The following is an 18,124-nucleotide window of genomic DNA, read 5'->3' as shown; positions in this document are numbered from 1 at the left end:
CAGCTCTTTATTTGCTCTAAAAAGGTCAGATGGATTTTTTTCTATATTCTTGAGGAGTTTGCCCAAAATGTTTTTTGAATGACTCAGAAAATTTACTAGGATTCAAATATCCTGACAAATCAGAAATCTCTCCTATCGACATTAAGGGTTTATGAATTAATAATTTAGCAGCGGCTTCTAAACAATTTTCCCTAATAAAATTACCTATTGAGCTTCCAGTTATGTATATAAAACATCTCTTCAAACTGGATTCTGAAATAGCATATTTTTTTGATAAATCAGAAATAGAATATCTTTCAAAAGGATTATTTAAAATCGTCTTATATGATTCTACAGTTGCTTTATATACTGGTTCTGAAAAAGACGTTAACTTAAATGTATCTGAACTTTCAACTAAATTTAAAAATAATAACAACTCTATTGTTTTTATAATTGAATAAGAAAGTCTTATTCTAGAATCTACTCTATAAAGTTCACTAATAACATGGTCTATCTCATGACGTGAATGAATAATTAAAGCTGCACCATTTTTACATAAACGGTCTTTTATTTCTAACAAATCAATTTTTGCGTACGGAAAGTATTTATCAATAGATTTTTGTGCCTTTTCAATATCAATAAATATTGAAAGTCCCACATATTTTTTTGTTGGTATGCATGAATCTTCAAAAGGAACTTTACCTATTTCGATTACACTTAGATCGCCTTTACCTATCAGAGCGCGTTCATTATTTTCAAGTTTAAACTCATAACATCCCTCTAAACAATGATCTATTTCTAAAACCCCGCTTTTAGGATTTATTTTTTGATATGCTGTCTCCATATTTAGGATATTATAAGATAATTGAATACCTTCAAATAAATTGTAGCAGCGCATTTCGCCACAGCCAGTAGAATTTTCAATTGTATAAATTTTACATTCATCAGTAACCTTTTTTTCAGAAAACATATATCCTTCAAGGACATTTTCTATTATATCAATTTTATTTAATCTCAGAATTATCCCCTCCAATATATTAATGTATCCTATAAGACTTTTTCAATTTCATTTATAATTAGCTCTGGATTTAATCCTAATACTTCAGCATGTCCTACATTATCAAAACTAACAACTCTTACATCACTTATGGATTTACTCCTGATTAAATCGACATATTTGCTTGCATAAGTTTCTTTTTTGCCAAACATTATACAAACAGGCATTGTAAGCTTTTCAACTTTATTTTTAATATCATATTTATATGCCATCTTAAAAGCTTGGTATAATGTATCTCTTGTAATAAAAGGATACATCATATGTTTCAAAGTTATAACATCATTGTCTCCATAACCCATTCCTTTTCTCACATCTTCTATTAAATGAATTCCGTTTTTTAAATTATCAAATTGTTCTGCCATAACTTTTGAAAATGGTTCAATCATTTCTCCCATGCTCTCATACTGACCACCATCGATAATTAAGTTATTAACATTTATTTTCTTATTCAAAGAAATTTGTAATGCAATACTTGCTCCTAATGAAATCCCATATGCACATTCTATATTTACTATATCTTCAAGCATCAATGATTTTTCTAAATCTTCAGCAACATCCTCTACTGAACTTAACCTTCCAAGTGTATTGTTTCCATGTCCAGGTAATTCTGGGGATATAATACAATATGTTTTACTGAGTTTAGCAATAATACTCTTAAAACAATTTGCATAACTAAATCCCACACCATGAATAAGCAAAATCTTTTTGTTTGTTTTGTCTCCAACAATATTTAAATTATAATTCACTTTCATAATAATTTTCCCCTTCAAATTTTTCATTTATACTGTAATTGATATTTAAACTGTCAATGTCTTGTATAATTCTATCAATTTTTATGATATCCATAGCATAATATATACCGTTTTTAAATGTATTCTCTAAAATTGACATTGCTGTATAACCCAACACAATAGCACTCATTTCACTACTTGATGAGCTATCAATACTTATTTCAACTGATGAAGTTCTCCCATTTATTCTCCCCCTTCCACAAATATTTAAATAGCTGTATGTTTTACCTATTCCGACCTCTTTCTTAAAGTAATTTAAAATTTCATCTATGTCTTTCTTGTTATCAATATAAATATTTTGTTGCATTTTTTGTACAATCATTTGCATTTTACTTAAAATTTCACTTGAAAATGAACAATTGTACCAATTAGCTTGTTTTAAATTATATTTTTTAGCTACTCTTAATATCTCATTGGTTAAATAGTTATACATTTTATATTTTTTGTTTTTATATTCTTCTGTCTTATAACAATTATTATTAATTACTTCCCCATCAATATAACTACTTAAAGATTTTCCGAAACCAGATAAATTAGTTAATATGAAATCCTCAATCGCTGAATAACTCGGTACTTCATTGCTTATATTAAATCCCTCAATCATTAAGGGAACTTCGAAATGCTCTGCAACATATTTTAACATTAATCCCGTTAAGCCAGGAAAATACCCAGCAGACAAAATAAATAGATTTTTATTTTTAATATCTTCCAGTCTATCTTCTAAAAAAGATTCTCCTGATGGATCTATATAAGGAACGCCAAAATCACTAGCAATTCTTGCTATATTTTCTCCATTAATAAATGAAGCTCCCGCACAATTTAAAATAATATCGCATTTTTTTATGAATTCCCTTAAAGCATCTATATCACTAACTTCTAATTTCATATATCTACAATTTTTATCATCTGGGACGTAATTTTGATTATAGGTGGCAAGAATTGAATAATTTTTTTGCTTCAATATATCAATGCATCTTTTACCAATTTGTCCACTTCCACCCAAAATACCTATAATTTTTTCCAATTTAACCTCCTAACTTAAAGCTTATTTTTATATTATTATTTAAATAGACTATTTATATGCATTAAAGTCTAATATTCTGCTTAAGTTTTTCTTTAAGTTTTCTCCATTCAAGCAATCAAAATGTTGCCCTACTATTTCGTCGTAAAATATTTCTCCATTCAAATATTCTTCCCAAGTTTCTCTATCCTCAGCAAAGAATTCTCCATAAAAACTCTTTTCCTGTTCCTTACAATAAAAAACTCTGACATTTCCATAATACTGTTTAGGTATATATGTTGATATACAACCGAAATTTTGGGAGAATATGTTAAAAAGCGTATTAAGCATACGTATTTCTGAATCTTGAAGATTCAAAGACTCCCTTTTTATTGTTGAATATAAATTATTAAGCCTTTCAGATAAAGGTGTGTCTTTTAACTTTTTAAACTGTTGTCCAATATATTTATATTCATTTGACAATTGAATAAAGGAGTTAACATTCAAATCTCCATCACCATTAATTACCATATCATAAATGCAATCATTTAATTCATGATCCTTTATCTCATGCCCAGCGTTAGAAATATCTGCATTTATTAGTCTTGCAAAAGTTCGTTCTAACAGAATTTCATTTTTTAAATTAGAGTGCAAAGCTTTTTTATATTTTGTTGGTGAAATATCTCTAAATAGTGTTCTTTCCTGAGCTTTAGGTATAGTCGTACTTATCAAAGTAACATCAATAACCTTTTTATTATTAGCATTTAAAAATTCAGCAGTTTCTAATGCAATTAACCCTCCAACACAATGTCCTATTAATATATATTTTGAGTAATTCAAATCTCTTAAGATTTTACCGTATTTTAATCCTAATAACTTAAAAGTATCTTCTGTTTTCATAGAAATATATTCGGCTTCATCACCGAAAGTAAATCCTAACACAGCTTCATTTGCTTTACTATCTTCCTTTATATAATTAATTATTTCAGTATACGCAGAAAGAGTTCCTGTTCCAGCATGAAAAATAACTTTAGCTACCGATTTATTATTATCTATAGTGGATTTCTTGATAGTTAGCAGTGATGAATCATGATATTCCTCCCCTTTTTCAAACTTGTCTTGTATCCTTTTAGATATTTCTCTAACCGTTTGAAATTGCATCATTTCAGATAACAAGGCACTCCATTCCCAATCCTTAGCCTCTGGAACTTCCTCTAATATCTTTGTGACTATTTGTGCAATCAGTAAAGAATCTCCACCAACAGAATAAAAGTTATCATCTAGCCTTAAGTTTGTTATTCCAAGTTCTCTTGTCCAAATTTTTTCTATTTTTTCTTCAATTGCAGTTTTTGTCTCCTCTATAACATGTTTTTCATTTTTCACGGTATTTTCGAATAATTTTTTTAATGATTTAATATCAATTTTTCCATTAATTGTTGTAGGAATTTTAGATATTATTTTAACATCATTAGGTATCATATAAGAAACCAATTTATTTTTAAGTTCATTGATAACTGCATTCTCTGTTATTGGTTTATATGAATCTTTAAATCTTACTACATATATAGTTTGTCCAAAATCATCTAGTGGACTATCTTCTTTAGGAAATTCATATATTATTTGACCATTATGGTTTTCAAAATTATCCTTCCATTGATTTCTATTAAAAAAAGTTTGTTCATTTAAACTTCTAATATCCGAAAATCCTGTCAATCCATCTTTAAATTCCATAGATGTTAGTAACATATAACTCATTCTAGTTTCATCTAATATGATTAATGAACCGTTTGGTGCTAACAAATTTTTAATATTATTCATAACAAAGTCTATATTTTTTGAGTTATGCAATACATTAGCGCACAATATTATGTCAAATGAAGATATGTCATAATTTTGTTCGTAAAAAACTTGATTTATATCAAAAATACCATAATTAACCCAATTATATTCTTTAAAATTACTTTTAGCTTTATTTAAAAAGAACGTAGATATGTCTGTAAAATAATATTCAACTTGTTCTCCATCTAGTATAGGTATTACTTCTAAGCTTGTCCCTCCAACTCCCGCACCGATTTCAAGTATCTTGATTTTTTTATCTTTATTTCTTTTTACAATAAATTCTATTTCTTTAGCTATAAAATAATTACATATTTTATTTATTTTATTTGTATTATATGAGGCTAGTGCAGGCTTTATATCACCTTTTGGAAATAATAAATTTAATGGATCTTCATCCCCTTTTATAAGCGCTACCAAATTTTGGCTAGATTTCTTTAAATAGTCAACAAAATCTTTACCATAATTAAATTCTTCTTCAATTTTATAGAACTCTTCCCATTGTTTGTCTGAATTTAGACAATTAACTTCTCCTACTAAATAATAAAGTTCATTTTCTCTATTAATAATTTTTTCATTTTCTAATACTTGAAGCCATCTTTTTGTTAATTTTTGTAGTTTTTCAGGTATTCCCATCCCATATATAATTTCTTCAAAAGTGTACTTTTCTGCATTATTAATAAAGAAACCACATTTTTGAAATGTATTCAAAATATCACTTATAACTACTTTTTCAGATGCTTTAATCCATTTTTCAATAAGTTCATCTTTAATATTTTCATTTATACTATTTTCTAACTCTTTTAATTTATTTACCTCTTCATTTCTATCCAATAAATCATCATTGATTATTATCTTTTTTGGTAAAATGGCTGCGCAAATTTTCTTTTCTAAACTATCTACATCAATTGTAAACACTTCAGCTGAATCAATATCTTTGTTTTCCAATAAAGCAGATTTAATTTCGGATAACTCAATTCTATGACCATGTATTTTTATTTGTGAATCTCCATCCTCTCTACCACAAAAAATAATGTCACCATTAGGCAAATAATAACCAATGTCTCCTGTTCTATAAATTCGCTCTCCATCATTGCCTAAAGTCTTGAATTTTTCAGCATTAAGTTTCTCATCATTTAAGTAACCTACAGAAAGCCCTGTTCCTGATATATACAAACTTCCTACAACATAATCTGGACAATCTTCCATTGCTTCGTTTAATATATAAAACTTTTGATTAGCTAAAGGTGTGCCATATGGAACACTATTTAGGAATGTTTCTTGTTTGCTAACCACATGATAGATAGACCATATCGAAGCTTCAGTAGCACCTCCCATACTTATTACTTGTGCATTAGGAAACTCACTATATATTTTTTCAGGAAGATCGATCGGAATCCAATCACCTGATAGTATTATAGTTCTTAAAAACTCACTTCTCCTTAAATTCTTAGACATAGCTAAGAAGTTAGTTATAAGTTGCATTTGAGCTGGTACTGAATTCCAAACGCTAACTCTATATAACAACATTTGATTGTATATAATATTTGGATCTTTTAATGTTTTTGAGTCTGGTAATACTAAAGTCCCACCCGCAAGAAATGAACCAAAAATATCATATACTGATAGATCAAAAGAAAGATTTGCTAGACCTAAAAATACATCATTTTCGTTAATTTTATATTTTTTATTAACATCAATTATAGTGTTAATAGCCGCTCTATGTGTAATCACAACTCCTTTTGGGTCTCCAGTTGTCCCTGATGTAAAAATTATATAAGCTTCATCATCATATGATTTTCTCTTGTTTTTCCAATATTCATATTCTACGTTTTGATAAATTATGCATTCTCTCAAATCTATAATCTTTGTATTAAATTCATTTAAATTTGTGCTATTAAACGATAAAATTATTTTAGCATCAGAATTTTCAATTATTCTTTCTTTTCTTTTTATTGGTTGCGAAGTGTTAATAGGAATATACACAGCGCCAATAGCCAAAGTTGCTATTACAGATGCAACTTGCCAAACGCTTTTAGGGATATCAATAATGACTCTATCTCCCTTAGTTATTCCATTTTTTTCTAAATTTTTAAAAATTGAGTATACATATTTATTAAACTCTTCGTATGTGTATTCTTTGTTGTCGCAAATCAATGCCGTTTTATTTTTATGCTCTTTCAATGAGTCAAAATAACAATCTTCTAATCTTTTTATATTAAAGCTTTCAAATGTATCATTTACTGTTTTTCTTGTATCTAAACTGCTTTTACTTAATTTAGTAACAATCTTGTTATCTAAAATATTTTTATCTGATTTAAAATTTTCAATTATGTTAGTAAAGCATTCAAACATATCATCAATAATTTTCTTTTTAAATACACCATCCCTAATATCCCAATTAATTTTAACTCCATTATTTTCTTCCATAATTTGACAATCTAAATATACCTGTGGAGTTTGACTTATTCTGTAAATAATCTTTCTATTCGAAAGTATTGTGTTGCTATTTGATAACCCTATTGTGCTAGTAAAAACTACTGGTATAATGATGTTTTGTTTTCTTTTTTTACTCAATTTTCTCAAAACTTCAACACCTGAAACTTCTTTGTGTTCTAAATCAGTCCATAAATCATCTTGTAAAATCTTTGTTCTTTCTAAAAATGTCTTACTATAATCCATATTTATAGATGTTATATTAACATCCGTAAAATCGCCTACTACAGAATCAATATCATCTACTATTTGGGGTCTGTTAAAGAAAGTAGTATTTATACTAAATTTTTTATTTGTCGACCAATATGCTATCGTTTCAGTTAGCACTGACATTATTAAAACTGATGGGGTAATATTATTTATCTTAGAAATTGCACATATTTTATCCCATTCAAAATTATTTAGTTGTATTGATTTTTGGCTAAAAGTTTTTACACCATTATTCTGTGAAAGTATGGGTAAATTAGGAGCTTCATAAATAACATCTAATTTTTTAGACCAGTATTCTTCATCTTGATTTTTATTTTTAGAACTAGTTATTGCTTTTTCTTGATACTTAAATACATCTCTATACTTGCTTGGAAAATTGACATAGCTGTTAGGATTTTTATAAAAATATTCTAAATCACTTAATATAATATTTATGCTATTATAATCTGCTATTAACATATCCAATGAAAAATGTATAACTGATACATTAGGTTTTAGAGTAATAGCAATTTCACACATCGGCCATTGCCCCAGTTTATATTGTTTAAATTCTAAGTCTTTTCTAAACTTACTAACCTCTCCATCACCAATTTTTATACTTTCAACTAAAATATTTGGCACATGTTCCTGAACAATTTGAGTTCCATCTTCAAAAACTACAGCCCTAAGCATATCATGTTTTTTTATTACCAAATTCCATGCTTTGTTTATTTTATCAATATCTAAGATGCTATCATATTCTATTTCTATATATGCGTGGCAACCAATTCCACCCAACTCAAAGTACTCATTTCTACCCATTACATAAGATGATTGTATATTTGTCAATGCAAATCTTTCGTATCTATTTTTTGTATCTTCATAATATAAAACTTCCTTATTGTCTAAATAGTCCAAAATTTCTTTCTTATTATTTTTAAGCCAAGATAAAATTTTGTTATTCATACTATCTTTAGGAGCACTAAACTTAAGTTTTTCACCATCTTTCCACACAGTTATCCCTTTTATTTTTAAATTTTTCAGTTTTTCTTCAATATTCATGTTATCCTCCAATATATAATTAAATTTCGTAGATTTCTACATCTTGAATCAAGGTGTCAATTTCCTTTGATAATTGTTTAATAGTTGGAAATTTAAAAATCTTATTTATAGAAATCTTTTCCTTCAACATAAAATCCGAATTTATTTCACTAATAATAGATATTGCTGCTAAACTATCCCCTCCCAATTTAAAAAAATTGTCCTCTACCCTTATATCTGTTATACTTAATTTATTTTTAAATAAATTTATTAAGTAAACTTCTGTATCGGTTAATTTGGGGTTTAAGTTGTTTTGGACAACTTTTTCAACTTTTAACGATTCGTTTACTATTATTTTTTTAATCTCTTCTCGATCAAGTTTGCCATTTTTTGTAATTTTTCTGCTATTACAAATATAATATTCCTCTGGAATCATAAACCTTGGAAGAATTCTATCTAATCTTTCTTTTAAATTATTTATATTGAAGTTATTGCTATTACATACAATATATAATCCAATTTTCATTGAATTATGACAATTTATAACGCTCGCACAGCAATCAATGATATCAGGAAATCCTTTAAGTACAGACTCAACCTCACCAAGTTCAATTCTATGTCCTTTAATTTTTACTTGAGTATCTTTCCTTCCAAGAAATTCAATAGTACCATCATTCCAAAATCTTCCATTATCTCCAGTTCTATACCATCTAAGTCCATCTTCTTCAAAATACTTTCTATTAGTTAGTTCTTCATCTCCATGGTAGCATTTAGCAACACCAACTCCACCAATTAGAAGTTCTCCCTTAACATAATTAGGGCATATTCTACCTAATTCATCTACTACTCTATAGACTTGGTTTTTAAGTGGTCTTCCATAAGGAATGGAAATCCAATCTTTAGGTATTTGTCTCGGCACATTTAAATAATTTGACCAGATTGAAGCTTCCGTTGCACCACCCATAGCAACAACTATAGAATTTTCTTTTTCGCTTATCTTATAAAATCTTCCTGGTAAGTCTTTTGCTATCCAATCTCCCGATAACATAACAATTCTAAGTGGTAAGTTTTTCTTTTCACTCTCTGCCATAGTTACGAGCATGTCAAAAAGTATAGGTACAGAGTCCCACACACTTACCTTATATTTTTCAATAATTCTAATCCACTCATCAGGATTACGATAATTATCTTCATTAGTTGTTATTAGAGTTCCACCTACACCAAGTATTCCAAAAATATCATATACTGATAAGTCAAAGTCTATTGCTGATACCATAAGTAACGTATCATTTGAATTAATAGAATATTTTTCATTTAAATCATTAATAGTATTAATGGCACTTGTATGCATAATCTCAACACCCTTTGGCACTCCTGTAGTACCTGATGTCATTATTATATAGGCTGAGTCAAAAGGACTTACTTCTATAGGCTTATCAAGACCTAAGGATTTGTCTATAGCTTTGTCTAAGTCAATTAAAGAAACTTCTCCCGTATCTAGTTTGCAATTTTCTATTGTTTTATTTTCACTGATGACAAACTTTATACCAATTTGTTCGTATATTTTAGTTCGTCTTTCGCTAGGCTGATTTATTCCAACAGCAACATATGCCGCTCCAGAAAAAAGTATTCCAAATATAGCGTAAATTTGCTTGCTTGATCTTGGGAGAGTAATGCCTACATAGTCTCCCTTTTTTATTCCATTTTCCTTTAAATATCCTGCTACATTTAAGGATTTTTCATATAAGTCTATATAAGATATTTCTTCTTTAGATTCTGAATCTATAATTGCAATTTTGTTTGGATTTTCTTTTACATTTTTTATAAATCCATCATATAATCTCTCATCAGGAAAGTTTAATGGAAGAATTGATTTAAGCTCTTTTTCTCTTGCTAGTTTTTGATTTTCTGATAGTACATCAAATTTGCTTTCCCAATTTTCCTTTTCTGTTAGTCTTAAAAGTTGTTCTTCTAAAGAATTTAACATGTCATCTAACATATTTTCAGGGAAAAGTTCATCTACACTGTCCCAGCATAATACTAAATCTCCATCTTTTATATATGATTGGAAATCTAACCATACTCCTGGAGTTTGTGATACCATATATGTAATTTTGCCCAAAGCTTTCCTTGAAATTTCAGTTTCTATTGGATAGTCTATGTTGCACGCAAAAACTACAGGTGCTACATTAAGGCTTGTACCCTGTGATTTTGATATATCTCTTTGAACTTGAACTCCACTATAATATGAATGGCTGGCATTTTCTATAAAGGTTTTGCTTATTCTATTCAAAGTTTCTAGAAAAGAAGTATCATTTTTTCTTTCATGCTCTACTAATAAGATATTTGTAAAATCTGCTACCATAGCTTTTAAGTTTTCATTTGAAAGATCTCTATTAAATAATGGTAAGTTTATAAAAAACTTATCTTGGTTAGTCCATCTTTCTAGAATTAAAGCATACGCAGTTAATAAAACCATTGATGGTGTAGATTTATAGCTTGCTGCAAGCTCTTTTATTTTGCTCCATTTATCTTTTTCAATAACTCGTTTCCTTCTAGTAAATCTCGTTTCTTTAATTTGTTCAGGAGCTTTCTTTAATGGTAAATTAGGTCTTTCTATCTCAAATGAGTCTATTTTTTCTTTCCAAAACTGTTGGTCTTTTTTATAAATTTCAGAGTCTACTTCAAGATTGTTTATATAATCTTTAAAGGTATAATTGTTTAGATTGTCTAATTCTTTTCCTAAATACGATTCTCCTAATTCTTTCAAAAGAATACTCATACTCATGACATCGGCAACAAGTAAATCTAAATCAAAGAAAATTTTATTTCTATTCTGTGACAGATTTGCAAGTTTTAATCCTGCGACTTCTCCCATTTTTACTCTGAGTTTTCTATGAGATAAATTTTCTCGTATTTCATCTAGTCTAATTTTGGTATCTTCTTCATCTAAATTAGATAAATCAAAAACTTCAATTTCTTCGCCAAAAGGTTTATCTAATATTTCTTGTTTTCCATCCTCTGTGAACCTTGCTCTAAGCATTGGATGTCTATATTGAAGTTTATTCCATGCATCATTCAATCTTTTACAATCTATTTCTTTTCCATCTATTTCAATATAGGCGTGGCAACCTACTCCTCCTTGTATTTGATTATCATGACCACCTACAAGATAAGCATACTGAATATCAGTTAATTCAAACAGTTTGTTTCCTATGACTTTTTTATTAGAATTATTTGGATTATTTAATTTACGAGCATTTTTTATTGCAACTTCCCATTCAGCAAAACATGGCTTTTCCATTAATTTAGAAAACGATACATTAATATTGTGCCTTCTTAATTTACTTATTATTCCCATAACATTTACTGAAGTTATTCCCAACTCTATTAAATTATCATGATTTTTTATATCATCTTTATTTATATAACTTTTAACTTGAATTTTAATTTCATTTAATAAATCGTATAAATCAGGCATTCTTTCTTCTCCTCTCAAATATTCTAATTTCCATAATTCTCTATTAGCCTTTTTCTATCTATTTTTCCCGTAGCAGTTAGCGGCCAATTATCAATTATCTTCATACAATCTGGAATCTTAAATTCTGCTATACCAGTTTCTTTAAGTGTTTGAACGATTTCAGAAAACATCAAATTTTTGTCTTTTTCTAGTATACATACGCAAATTTTTTCTCCTAATATTTCATCAGGAACTCCGACTACTTGAACTTCTGATATCTTTTTATTCTTTAGCAATAGGTTTTCTAATTCAGAAGGAATAATTTTTTCTCCGCCTTTAATTATCATTTCTTTAACCCTACCAGCTATTTGATAGTTTTCGTTTGATAACTTTCTAGCTCTATCTCCAGTTCTAAAGTATAATTCTTTGTCTAATATAGAGTTATTAACATCATTCATTCCACCGTAATACTCATACATTGTATACGGCCCCCTTATTAATAATTCACCATAATCACCAGTATTTACTTCTTCTCCAAACTCATCTACTATTTTTACACTATCACCAATAGATACAGGTTTGCCCTGAGTATTAAGCCTGGTGTCCATGTTATCATCAAATCTCGTACACATAACTAGTCCTTCAGTCATTCCATATAATTGTGAAATAATACACCCAAAACTCTTTTCGATTTCAAATGCTTTGTTATATTCTAAAACTGATCCACCTACTTGTATAATTTTTAAAGATGAAATATTAATTTTTTCGAACTCTAAAAAATCCATACATAAACTTGCTAAAGCTGGAACTAAAGCCATTGTACTAATATTATGCTCTTCTATATTGTAAATTATTTCGTCAGGACTTGGTGTCATAGATATTACACACTTAGCTCCATGATAAAATACTCCTATTATCCCTGGATAAGATAAAACAAATTTATGAGATAGAGATAATGCCATCAAGTATATTGTAGCATCTGAATAATTTAGGGCACTTCCTATTGCTATAGCCGAACAAATTAATTCGCAATGTTTCATTGGTATCATTTTAGGACTTCCCGTTGTTCCACTCGATAGCATGAGTAGAGCCATCTCTTTATAATCAATATCTATATACTGAGATGAATAATCTTTATCATTGAGTTTGTAAAAATTTTTATATCCTTGATTATCTCCAAGAATATAAACTTCAAAATCTATATTTAATTCTTCTCTTACTTCTCTTATCATATCAACATATGAAAAGCCAAGATATTTATCCTTAGCTATATATGCTTTTGCCCCTGATTTTTCTAATATTCCCTTTATTTCATTTTTCCTATGAGCTGGAAGTGATAATACTGGAATCACACCAATCTTAAACATGGCAAAAAGGATAATAACAAATTCGTGACAATTAGGAAGTTGAAGAACGATTCTATCCCCCTTTTTAAATCCAGCTTTCAATAAACCATTGGCATAATGGCAAGCTTTTCTATTTAATTCTTGATATGAAAGTTCAACGACTCCATCTACTAAGGCAATCTTATCCCTATATTTTTTAGCACAATCTTCAATAAATTCTCCTAAAGTCATATGCGGCCATACTTGTTCATCATAAAATTTTTCCAATTTTTCTTTTAATTCAATGTTCATTAATTCTCCTCCAAGCATATTGCCCCGACATATTTGTCGTCATGGTTCAATGACTTTAATCTGCTTATTGTATTCCTTTTACTATCATTAATTTTTATAAATTCATTTTCAAAAGAAATTATTTCAATCTCTTTTAAATTTCTTATAAGACCAATCCCATCACATTTAAGATAGGCTTCTTTTGCAGTCCAATACCTATAGAAATTTATTATATTGTTATCTATATTTGTTATTTCATCTTTAGTAAAACAGTTTTCTAATATATCCTTAAACTCAAATTTATAATTTATTTTTTCAATATCTACCCCTACTTCTCTTTTAGAAAAAGCTAACAAGACTAAGCCTTCAGTGTGTGAGATGTTAAACTTTATTCCTAGAGTATTTTCTAAATAAGGTTTATTATTTTTATCTCTTTTGACTGTTAAATCATCAATTTCTTTTTCTAGTAAACCTTTTAGGGCTAAATTAAGTATTGCCCTTGATACTAGATAATTAATTTTTGCTATTTCTGATTTATAATCCTTTGATTTTATTATCTCCTCTTCAGTTAAATAAGAAAGTAATTTTTCTTCTAATAATTTGTCTGTATAAGCATTAATTAGTATTAAATCATTATTAGATAATTTAGCTTTTAAATTTTCTAAAGTAAGAAAATCTTTAGTATTTCTTATCTCATATTCTTCAATTTTCATTTACTTTTATAAACTCTTTTATCTCTTTAATGACACTTTCAGGAGATGTATTGACAAACATATGCTTGCCATCGATATATCTATAAGTGAATTCTTTTGTGGTATAATCTTGCCATTTTATAAGTTCATCTAAGGTCATTTCTTGATCTTTATCTCCCATAAAACCTAGTATAGGTGATTCTAATTTCTCAAACTTTGTGTCTTGATAGTCTTCATCTATTACAAAATCTGCCCTAAGCGTTGGTAAGAAAATGGAAATTAAATCCTTATTAGTTAGAATTTCTTTTGGTGTTCCTTCATATCTTCTCAAGCCTTCTATAAATCCGTCATCGTCAAGATGATAAATTGGATGAGGTTCTTTATATAATGGAGCACGCCCTCCCGATATAATTATTCCTCTTGGATTTATGTAATCCGAATTTTTAATTCTTAATGCTAATTCATAGACTATTTTTGTTCCCATACTGTGTCCAAATAAATGATAAGGTTTTCTAAAATCAAAATTTTCTTTCATGTCTTCAAATAAACTATCCACTAAGATGTTAATGTCACTTATAGCCTTTTCAGAAAACCTGTTTTCTCTTCCTGGATACTGGGCAACAAATAATTTTATATCTTCAAACTCATCTTTCCATTTTCTAAAGGCAGACACTCCACCACCTGCAAATGGAAATATAAAAAGATTTGCTATTATATTATTTTCATTAATTTCTTTATTTAGTATTTCAAAGTTTTTTGACATAAATTCACCTTTTTATTTGTTTTCTGTTAGTATCGGCTAACTCAAAATTATTATATACTATTTGATAGCTTTTATCAATAGCTTTAAGATGCTTTTGAAAAAATAATTTTAAAGATAAAAATAGCATAGATATCTCATTATGCGAGCCATCTATGCTATTTATTATAAATTGTAATCAAAATGTTTTTTTAATTTTTCAAAAGTTTCATCAGAAATAACATGCTCTATAAGACAAGCTTCATTTTCAGCTTTTTCTGCATCTATTCCAAGTCTTATAAATACATCCGTCAAATATTTATGCCTTGTATACATTTTTTTGCAAAATGTTTTTGACTCCTCTGTTAAACGAATTATTTTATCTTCACCATAAATAATCAGCCCTTTATTTTCAAGTTTTTTTAACATTCTTGTAACAGTAGGTCTTTTATACTCTAAGTAATTAGCAAGATCCATGTTTCTTACTTCATCTTTTCCCAAAGATAAAATATATATAGCTTCTAAATAATTTTCCTCTGCAAATTCTCTGTGTAGAATGGATTACCCCTCCCTTAAAAATAAAAATAATTACATCCAAATTTAGTAAATACGAAATTAAAGAACTTAAAAAATGATTTCCTTAATTTTTATACTATCTCATTATACTTATAAAAATCCCTATTTAAAAGTAAATTTTGCAATATTCCTCTAGGTTTGTCATATATTGTTTATTAACTTCAATAGATGCGGTAACTTAATAAAATTTAATAAACACTTAGCGCTTATAACTCTAATAGACCAAGCACATAAAACAATCCATTTCATCCCTAATATCTATAATTTTATCATAGATGATTAGGTTTATTTTTAAGAACTATGCTTAAAGCTGTTCTTATACTATTAGTATATGAGCAAGCACAGTAAGTGCATATGCACTTACTAAAAATGGAATAAGAATACTACTATTATATCGCTTATTTTTTCCGTTTTACTTGTTGGGGAATATCCCCAAACCCCTAAATTTATAATAATTAAATTCATCAACTAACTCTTATAATAGCCCCAACTCAAACTTGAATATTATCTCAAAAAATGATAAAATATAAGCAATAAAAAATTAAATCAGGAGATTTCCAGACGAAATATATAGAATAAATTAAACCTGTAAGTCAAGTAATCCTACTTGAATTTACAGGTTTTTCTTTTTTATTTCGATTAATAAATTTATTAGGAAGAGGAACTTCAAGAAAGTTTACTACGAGCTCTATCTATATAATTATTATCACATAAGAAAGAGGGATTGAGAACAAAATGTAGTATTTATTATTACAACTACAATATACGAGGAGGTTAAATTATGACAAGTAGATTTAGAAATAACGGAATCTATTTAATGTTATCTGATGAGGAGTTAGAATTGCTAAATGAAAAATATAAAGCATCTAAGTGTAAAACTCTTAGGCAATTTATTATGAAATGTATTTTAGAAAAAGATATTTATGTATTAGATATGGATGTCTTTCGTGAAATGTCAACAAATATAAGTCGTACTTCAAATAATATAAATCAAATTGCTAAAAGGGTAAATATTACATCAATCATATATAAAGATGATGTAGAAGATTTAAAAATCTTATTAGAAAATCAAGCAAAAGATATTTTCTCTATGCGTAAAAAAATATACTCTCTTACTAATTCTAATAGCATAAATACTGAGAAAGAATAATGGCAATTACTAAAATTCATCCTATAAAATCCACTTTAAAAGTAGCACTTGATTATATTATGAATAGTGATAAAACAGATGAAAAAATTCTAATTTCCTCCCTAAACTGTAACCCTATAACTGCTCATTTAGAATTTGAACAAACAAAAATAGAATGTAATTCTAAAGCAAAAGTTTTAGCAAGACATTTAATTCAATCTTTTTTTCCTGGAGAAACTACTGCTGAAGAGGCTCATCAAATAGGCATAGAACTATGCGATAAAATCTTAAAAGGAAAATATGAATATGTTCTTACTACCCATATAGATAAGGGTCATATTCACAACCATATACTATTTAATAATGTTTCTTTTGAAACTGGTAAAGCATATCAAAGTAACAAAAAAACTTACCACCAAATTAGAAATCATAGTGATGATTTATGTAGAAAATATAAGCTCTCTGTTATAGATGAAGATTATGTAAAATTTAAAGAAAAGTATAAAACCAATGGTAAATCCTACAAAGAATATATTGAATTTAATAAAGGAAAATCTTGGAAACATAAACTTCAAATTTCTATTGATTATGCTATTAATAAAGCAAATAGCTATGAGAATTTCTTAAAGCTTATGGAAGAATATGGCTATGAAATTAAACTTGGAAAATATCTTTCTTTCAGACATAAAAAACAAGGAGAAAAGGGGCGATTCATTCGTGCGAAGGAAACTACTCTTGGAAAAGATTATACAAAAGAGAAAATAAAAGAAAGAATTGAAAATAAGGTAAATGAAAATTACAAAAATAGTGAAGTATATTATGCTAAGAAATCTTATAAGAAATTTGATAATATAATAGACATAGAAAGCAATGAAAAGGTTAAATCTTCTAAAGGTTATGAAATATGGGCTAGAAAACATAATATGAATACTATGGCGAATACCTTAAATCAGCTTAGAAAATACGGTCTATCATCTAGTATGGATTTGGAAAATAAACTCCAAGAAGAGGCTGTTAATAGGCAAGAAATCCTAAATAAAATTAAGGATATAGAAAAAGTTATGAGCGAAATTTACGCAGCTATTGAAGACATTAACACTATAAAAATAAATAAGGTTATCTTTAAAACCTATAAAGAAAATCCAAATGATAAAAATTTTTATAGTGAATATAAGCCTCAAATTATCGCATATGAAAAAGCAATAAATACTTTAGAAAAGTGTCAATATAAAAATCTAAGTATAAAAGAGTTGTCAAAATTATATGATGAATACAAAAATAAAAAAGATATTCTTATGGATGACTACGCCAACGAGAATATCTTGATAAATGAATTGACTCAATTAAGAAAGAATACTGATAAGTATATTTATAATGAATTGTATAAGTAAGGATCTGGTGTATCAGCTTCTCCGGTAGTGTGAAAAGTTTTGTTTAGGGGAGACTGTGTAAAATTTTGTGTATCAGCCCTCCTAATAGGATGTGGCTGATATTTTTTCAATATAACCCATCATTTTCCCTTA

The 18,124-nt window shown here is 27.8% G+C and carries 11 protein-coding genes; 2 read left to right on the top strand and 9 right to left on the bottom strand.

Annotation, left to right across the window (positions count from 1 at the left end):
* Positions 1-25 precede the first annotated feature (25 nt).
* The 9 genes from KQI68_RS09210 to KQI68_RS10515 all read right to left on the bottom strand — a co-directional run bounded on the left by KQI68_RS09210 (position 26) and on the right by KQI68_RS10515 (position 15,454).
* On the bottom strand, positions 26-997 hold the full coding sequence (locus KQI68_RS09210; RefSeq protein WP_036738595.1) for a helix-turn-helix domain-containing protein: 972 nt from the start codon (positions 995-997) through the stop codon (positions 26-28).
* A 29-nt stretch (positions 998-1,026) separates the two neighbouring features.
* Entirely contained in the window at positions 1,027-1,788 is a 762-nt protein-coding gene (locus KQI68_RS09205; protein ID WP_019117148.1) for an alpha/beta fold hydrolase, read from the bottom strand.
* Positions 1,772-2,851: an NAD-dependent epimerase/dehydratase family protein gene (locus KQI68_RS09200; protein WP_216549832.1), complete on the bottom strand. Its 1,080-nt coding sequence runs from the start codon at positions 2,849-2,851 to the stop codon at positions 1,772-1,774. Before KQI68_RS09200 ends, KQI68_RS09205 begins: the two co-directional genes overlap by 17 nt.
* A 48-nt stretch (positions 2,852-2,899) precedes the next feature.
* The gene (locus KQI68_RS09195) at positions 2,900-8,410 is read right to left on the bottom strand and encodes a non-ribosomal peptide synthetase (protein ID WP_216549831.1); all 5,511 of its coding nucleotides are present in this window, start codon (positions 8,408-8,410) and stop codon (positions 2,900-2,902) included.
* Positions 8,411-8,429: 19 nt separating this feature from the next.
* A complete protein-coding gene (locus tag KQI68_RS09190; protein WP_216549830.1) occupies positions 8,430-11,870 on the bottom strand; it encodes a non-ribosomal peptide synthetase in 3,441 nt (1,146 codons plus the stop codon).
* A gap of 23 nt (positions 11,871-11,893) precedes the next feature.
* Positions 11,894-13,486: an AMP-binding protein gene (locus KQI68_RS09185; protein WP_216549829.1), complete on the bottom strand. Its 1,593-nt coding sequence runs from the start codon at positions 13,484-13,486 to the stop codon at positions 11,894-11,896.
* Complete coding sequence (locus KQI68_RS09180) at positions 13,486-14,178, bottom strand: 4'-phosphopantetheinyl transferase family protein (protein WP_216549828.1); 693 nt, start codon at positions 14,176-14,178, stop codon at positions 13,486-13,488. The genes KQI68_RS09185 and KQI68_RS09180 overlap by 1 nt, the downstream gene beginning before the upstream one ends.
* Positions 14,168-14,920 (bottom strand): thioesterase II family protein, encoded by a 753-nt coding sequence (locus tag KQI68_RS09175; RefSeq protein WP_216549827.1) that lies wholly within the window; start codon positions 14,918-14,920, stop codon positions 14,168-14,170. Before KQI68_RS09175 ends, KQI68_RS09180 begins: the two co-directional genes overlap by 11 nt.
* Before the next feature lie 162 nt (positions 14,921-15,082).
* Positions 15,083-15,454 carry a metal-dependent transcriptional regulator gene (locus KQI68_RS10515; protein WP_144398998.1) on the bottom strand — a complete coding sequence of 124 codons (372 nt, stop codon included), beginning with the start codon at positions 15,452-15,454 and terminating at the stop codon, positions 15,083-15,085.
* Between the two features lie 799 nt (positions 15,455-16,253).
* On the opposite strand from KQI68_RS10515, the gene KQI68_RS09165 reads away from it, so the two are divergent.
* On the top strand, positions 16,254-16,622 hold the full coding sequence (locus KQI68_RS09165) for a plasmid mobilization protein (RefSeq protein WP_142959425.1): 369 nt from the start codon (positions 16,254-16,256) through the stop codon (positions 16,620-16,622).
* A complete protein-coding gene (locus tag KQI68_RS09160; RefSeq protein WP_216549826.1) occupies positions 16,622-17,992 on the top strand; it encodes a relaxase/mobilization nuclease domain-containing protein in 1,371 nt (456 codons plus the stop codon). Before KQI68_RS09165 ends, KQI68_RS09160 begins: the two co-directional genes overlap by 1 nt.
* The last annotated feature ends 132 nt before the right edge of the window (positions 17,993-18,124 follow it).

Source organism: Peptoniphilus ovalis (assembly GCF_018919265.1).
In the GTDB taxonomy this organism is placed as follows: Bacteria; Bacillota; Clostridia; order Tissierellales; family Peptoniphilaceae; genus Peptoniphilus_A; species Peptoniphilus_A ovalis.
The sequence above is the reverse complement of the archived record's forward strand: the minus strand, read 5'-3'. Positions and strand labels throughout refer to the sequence as shown.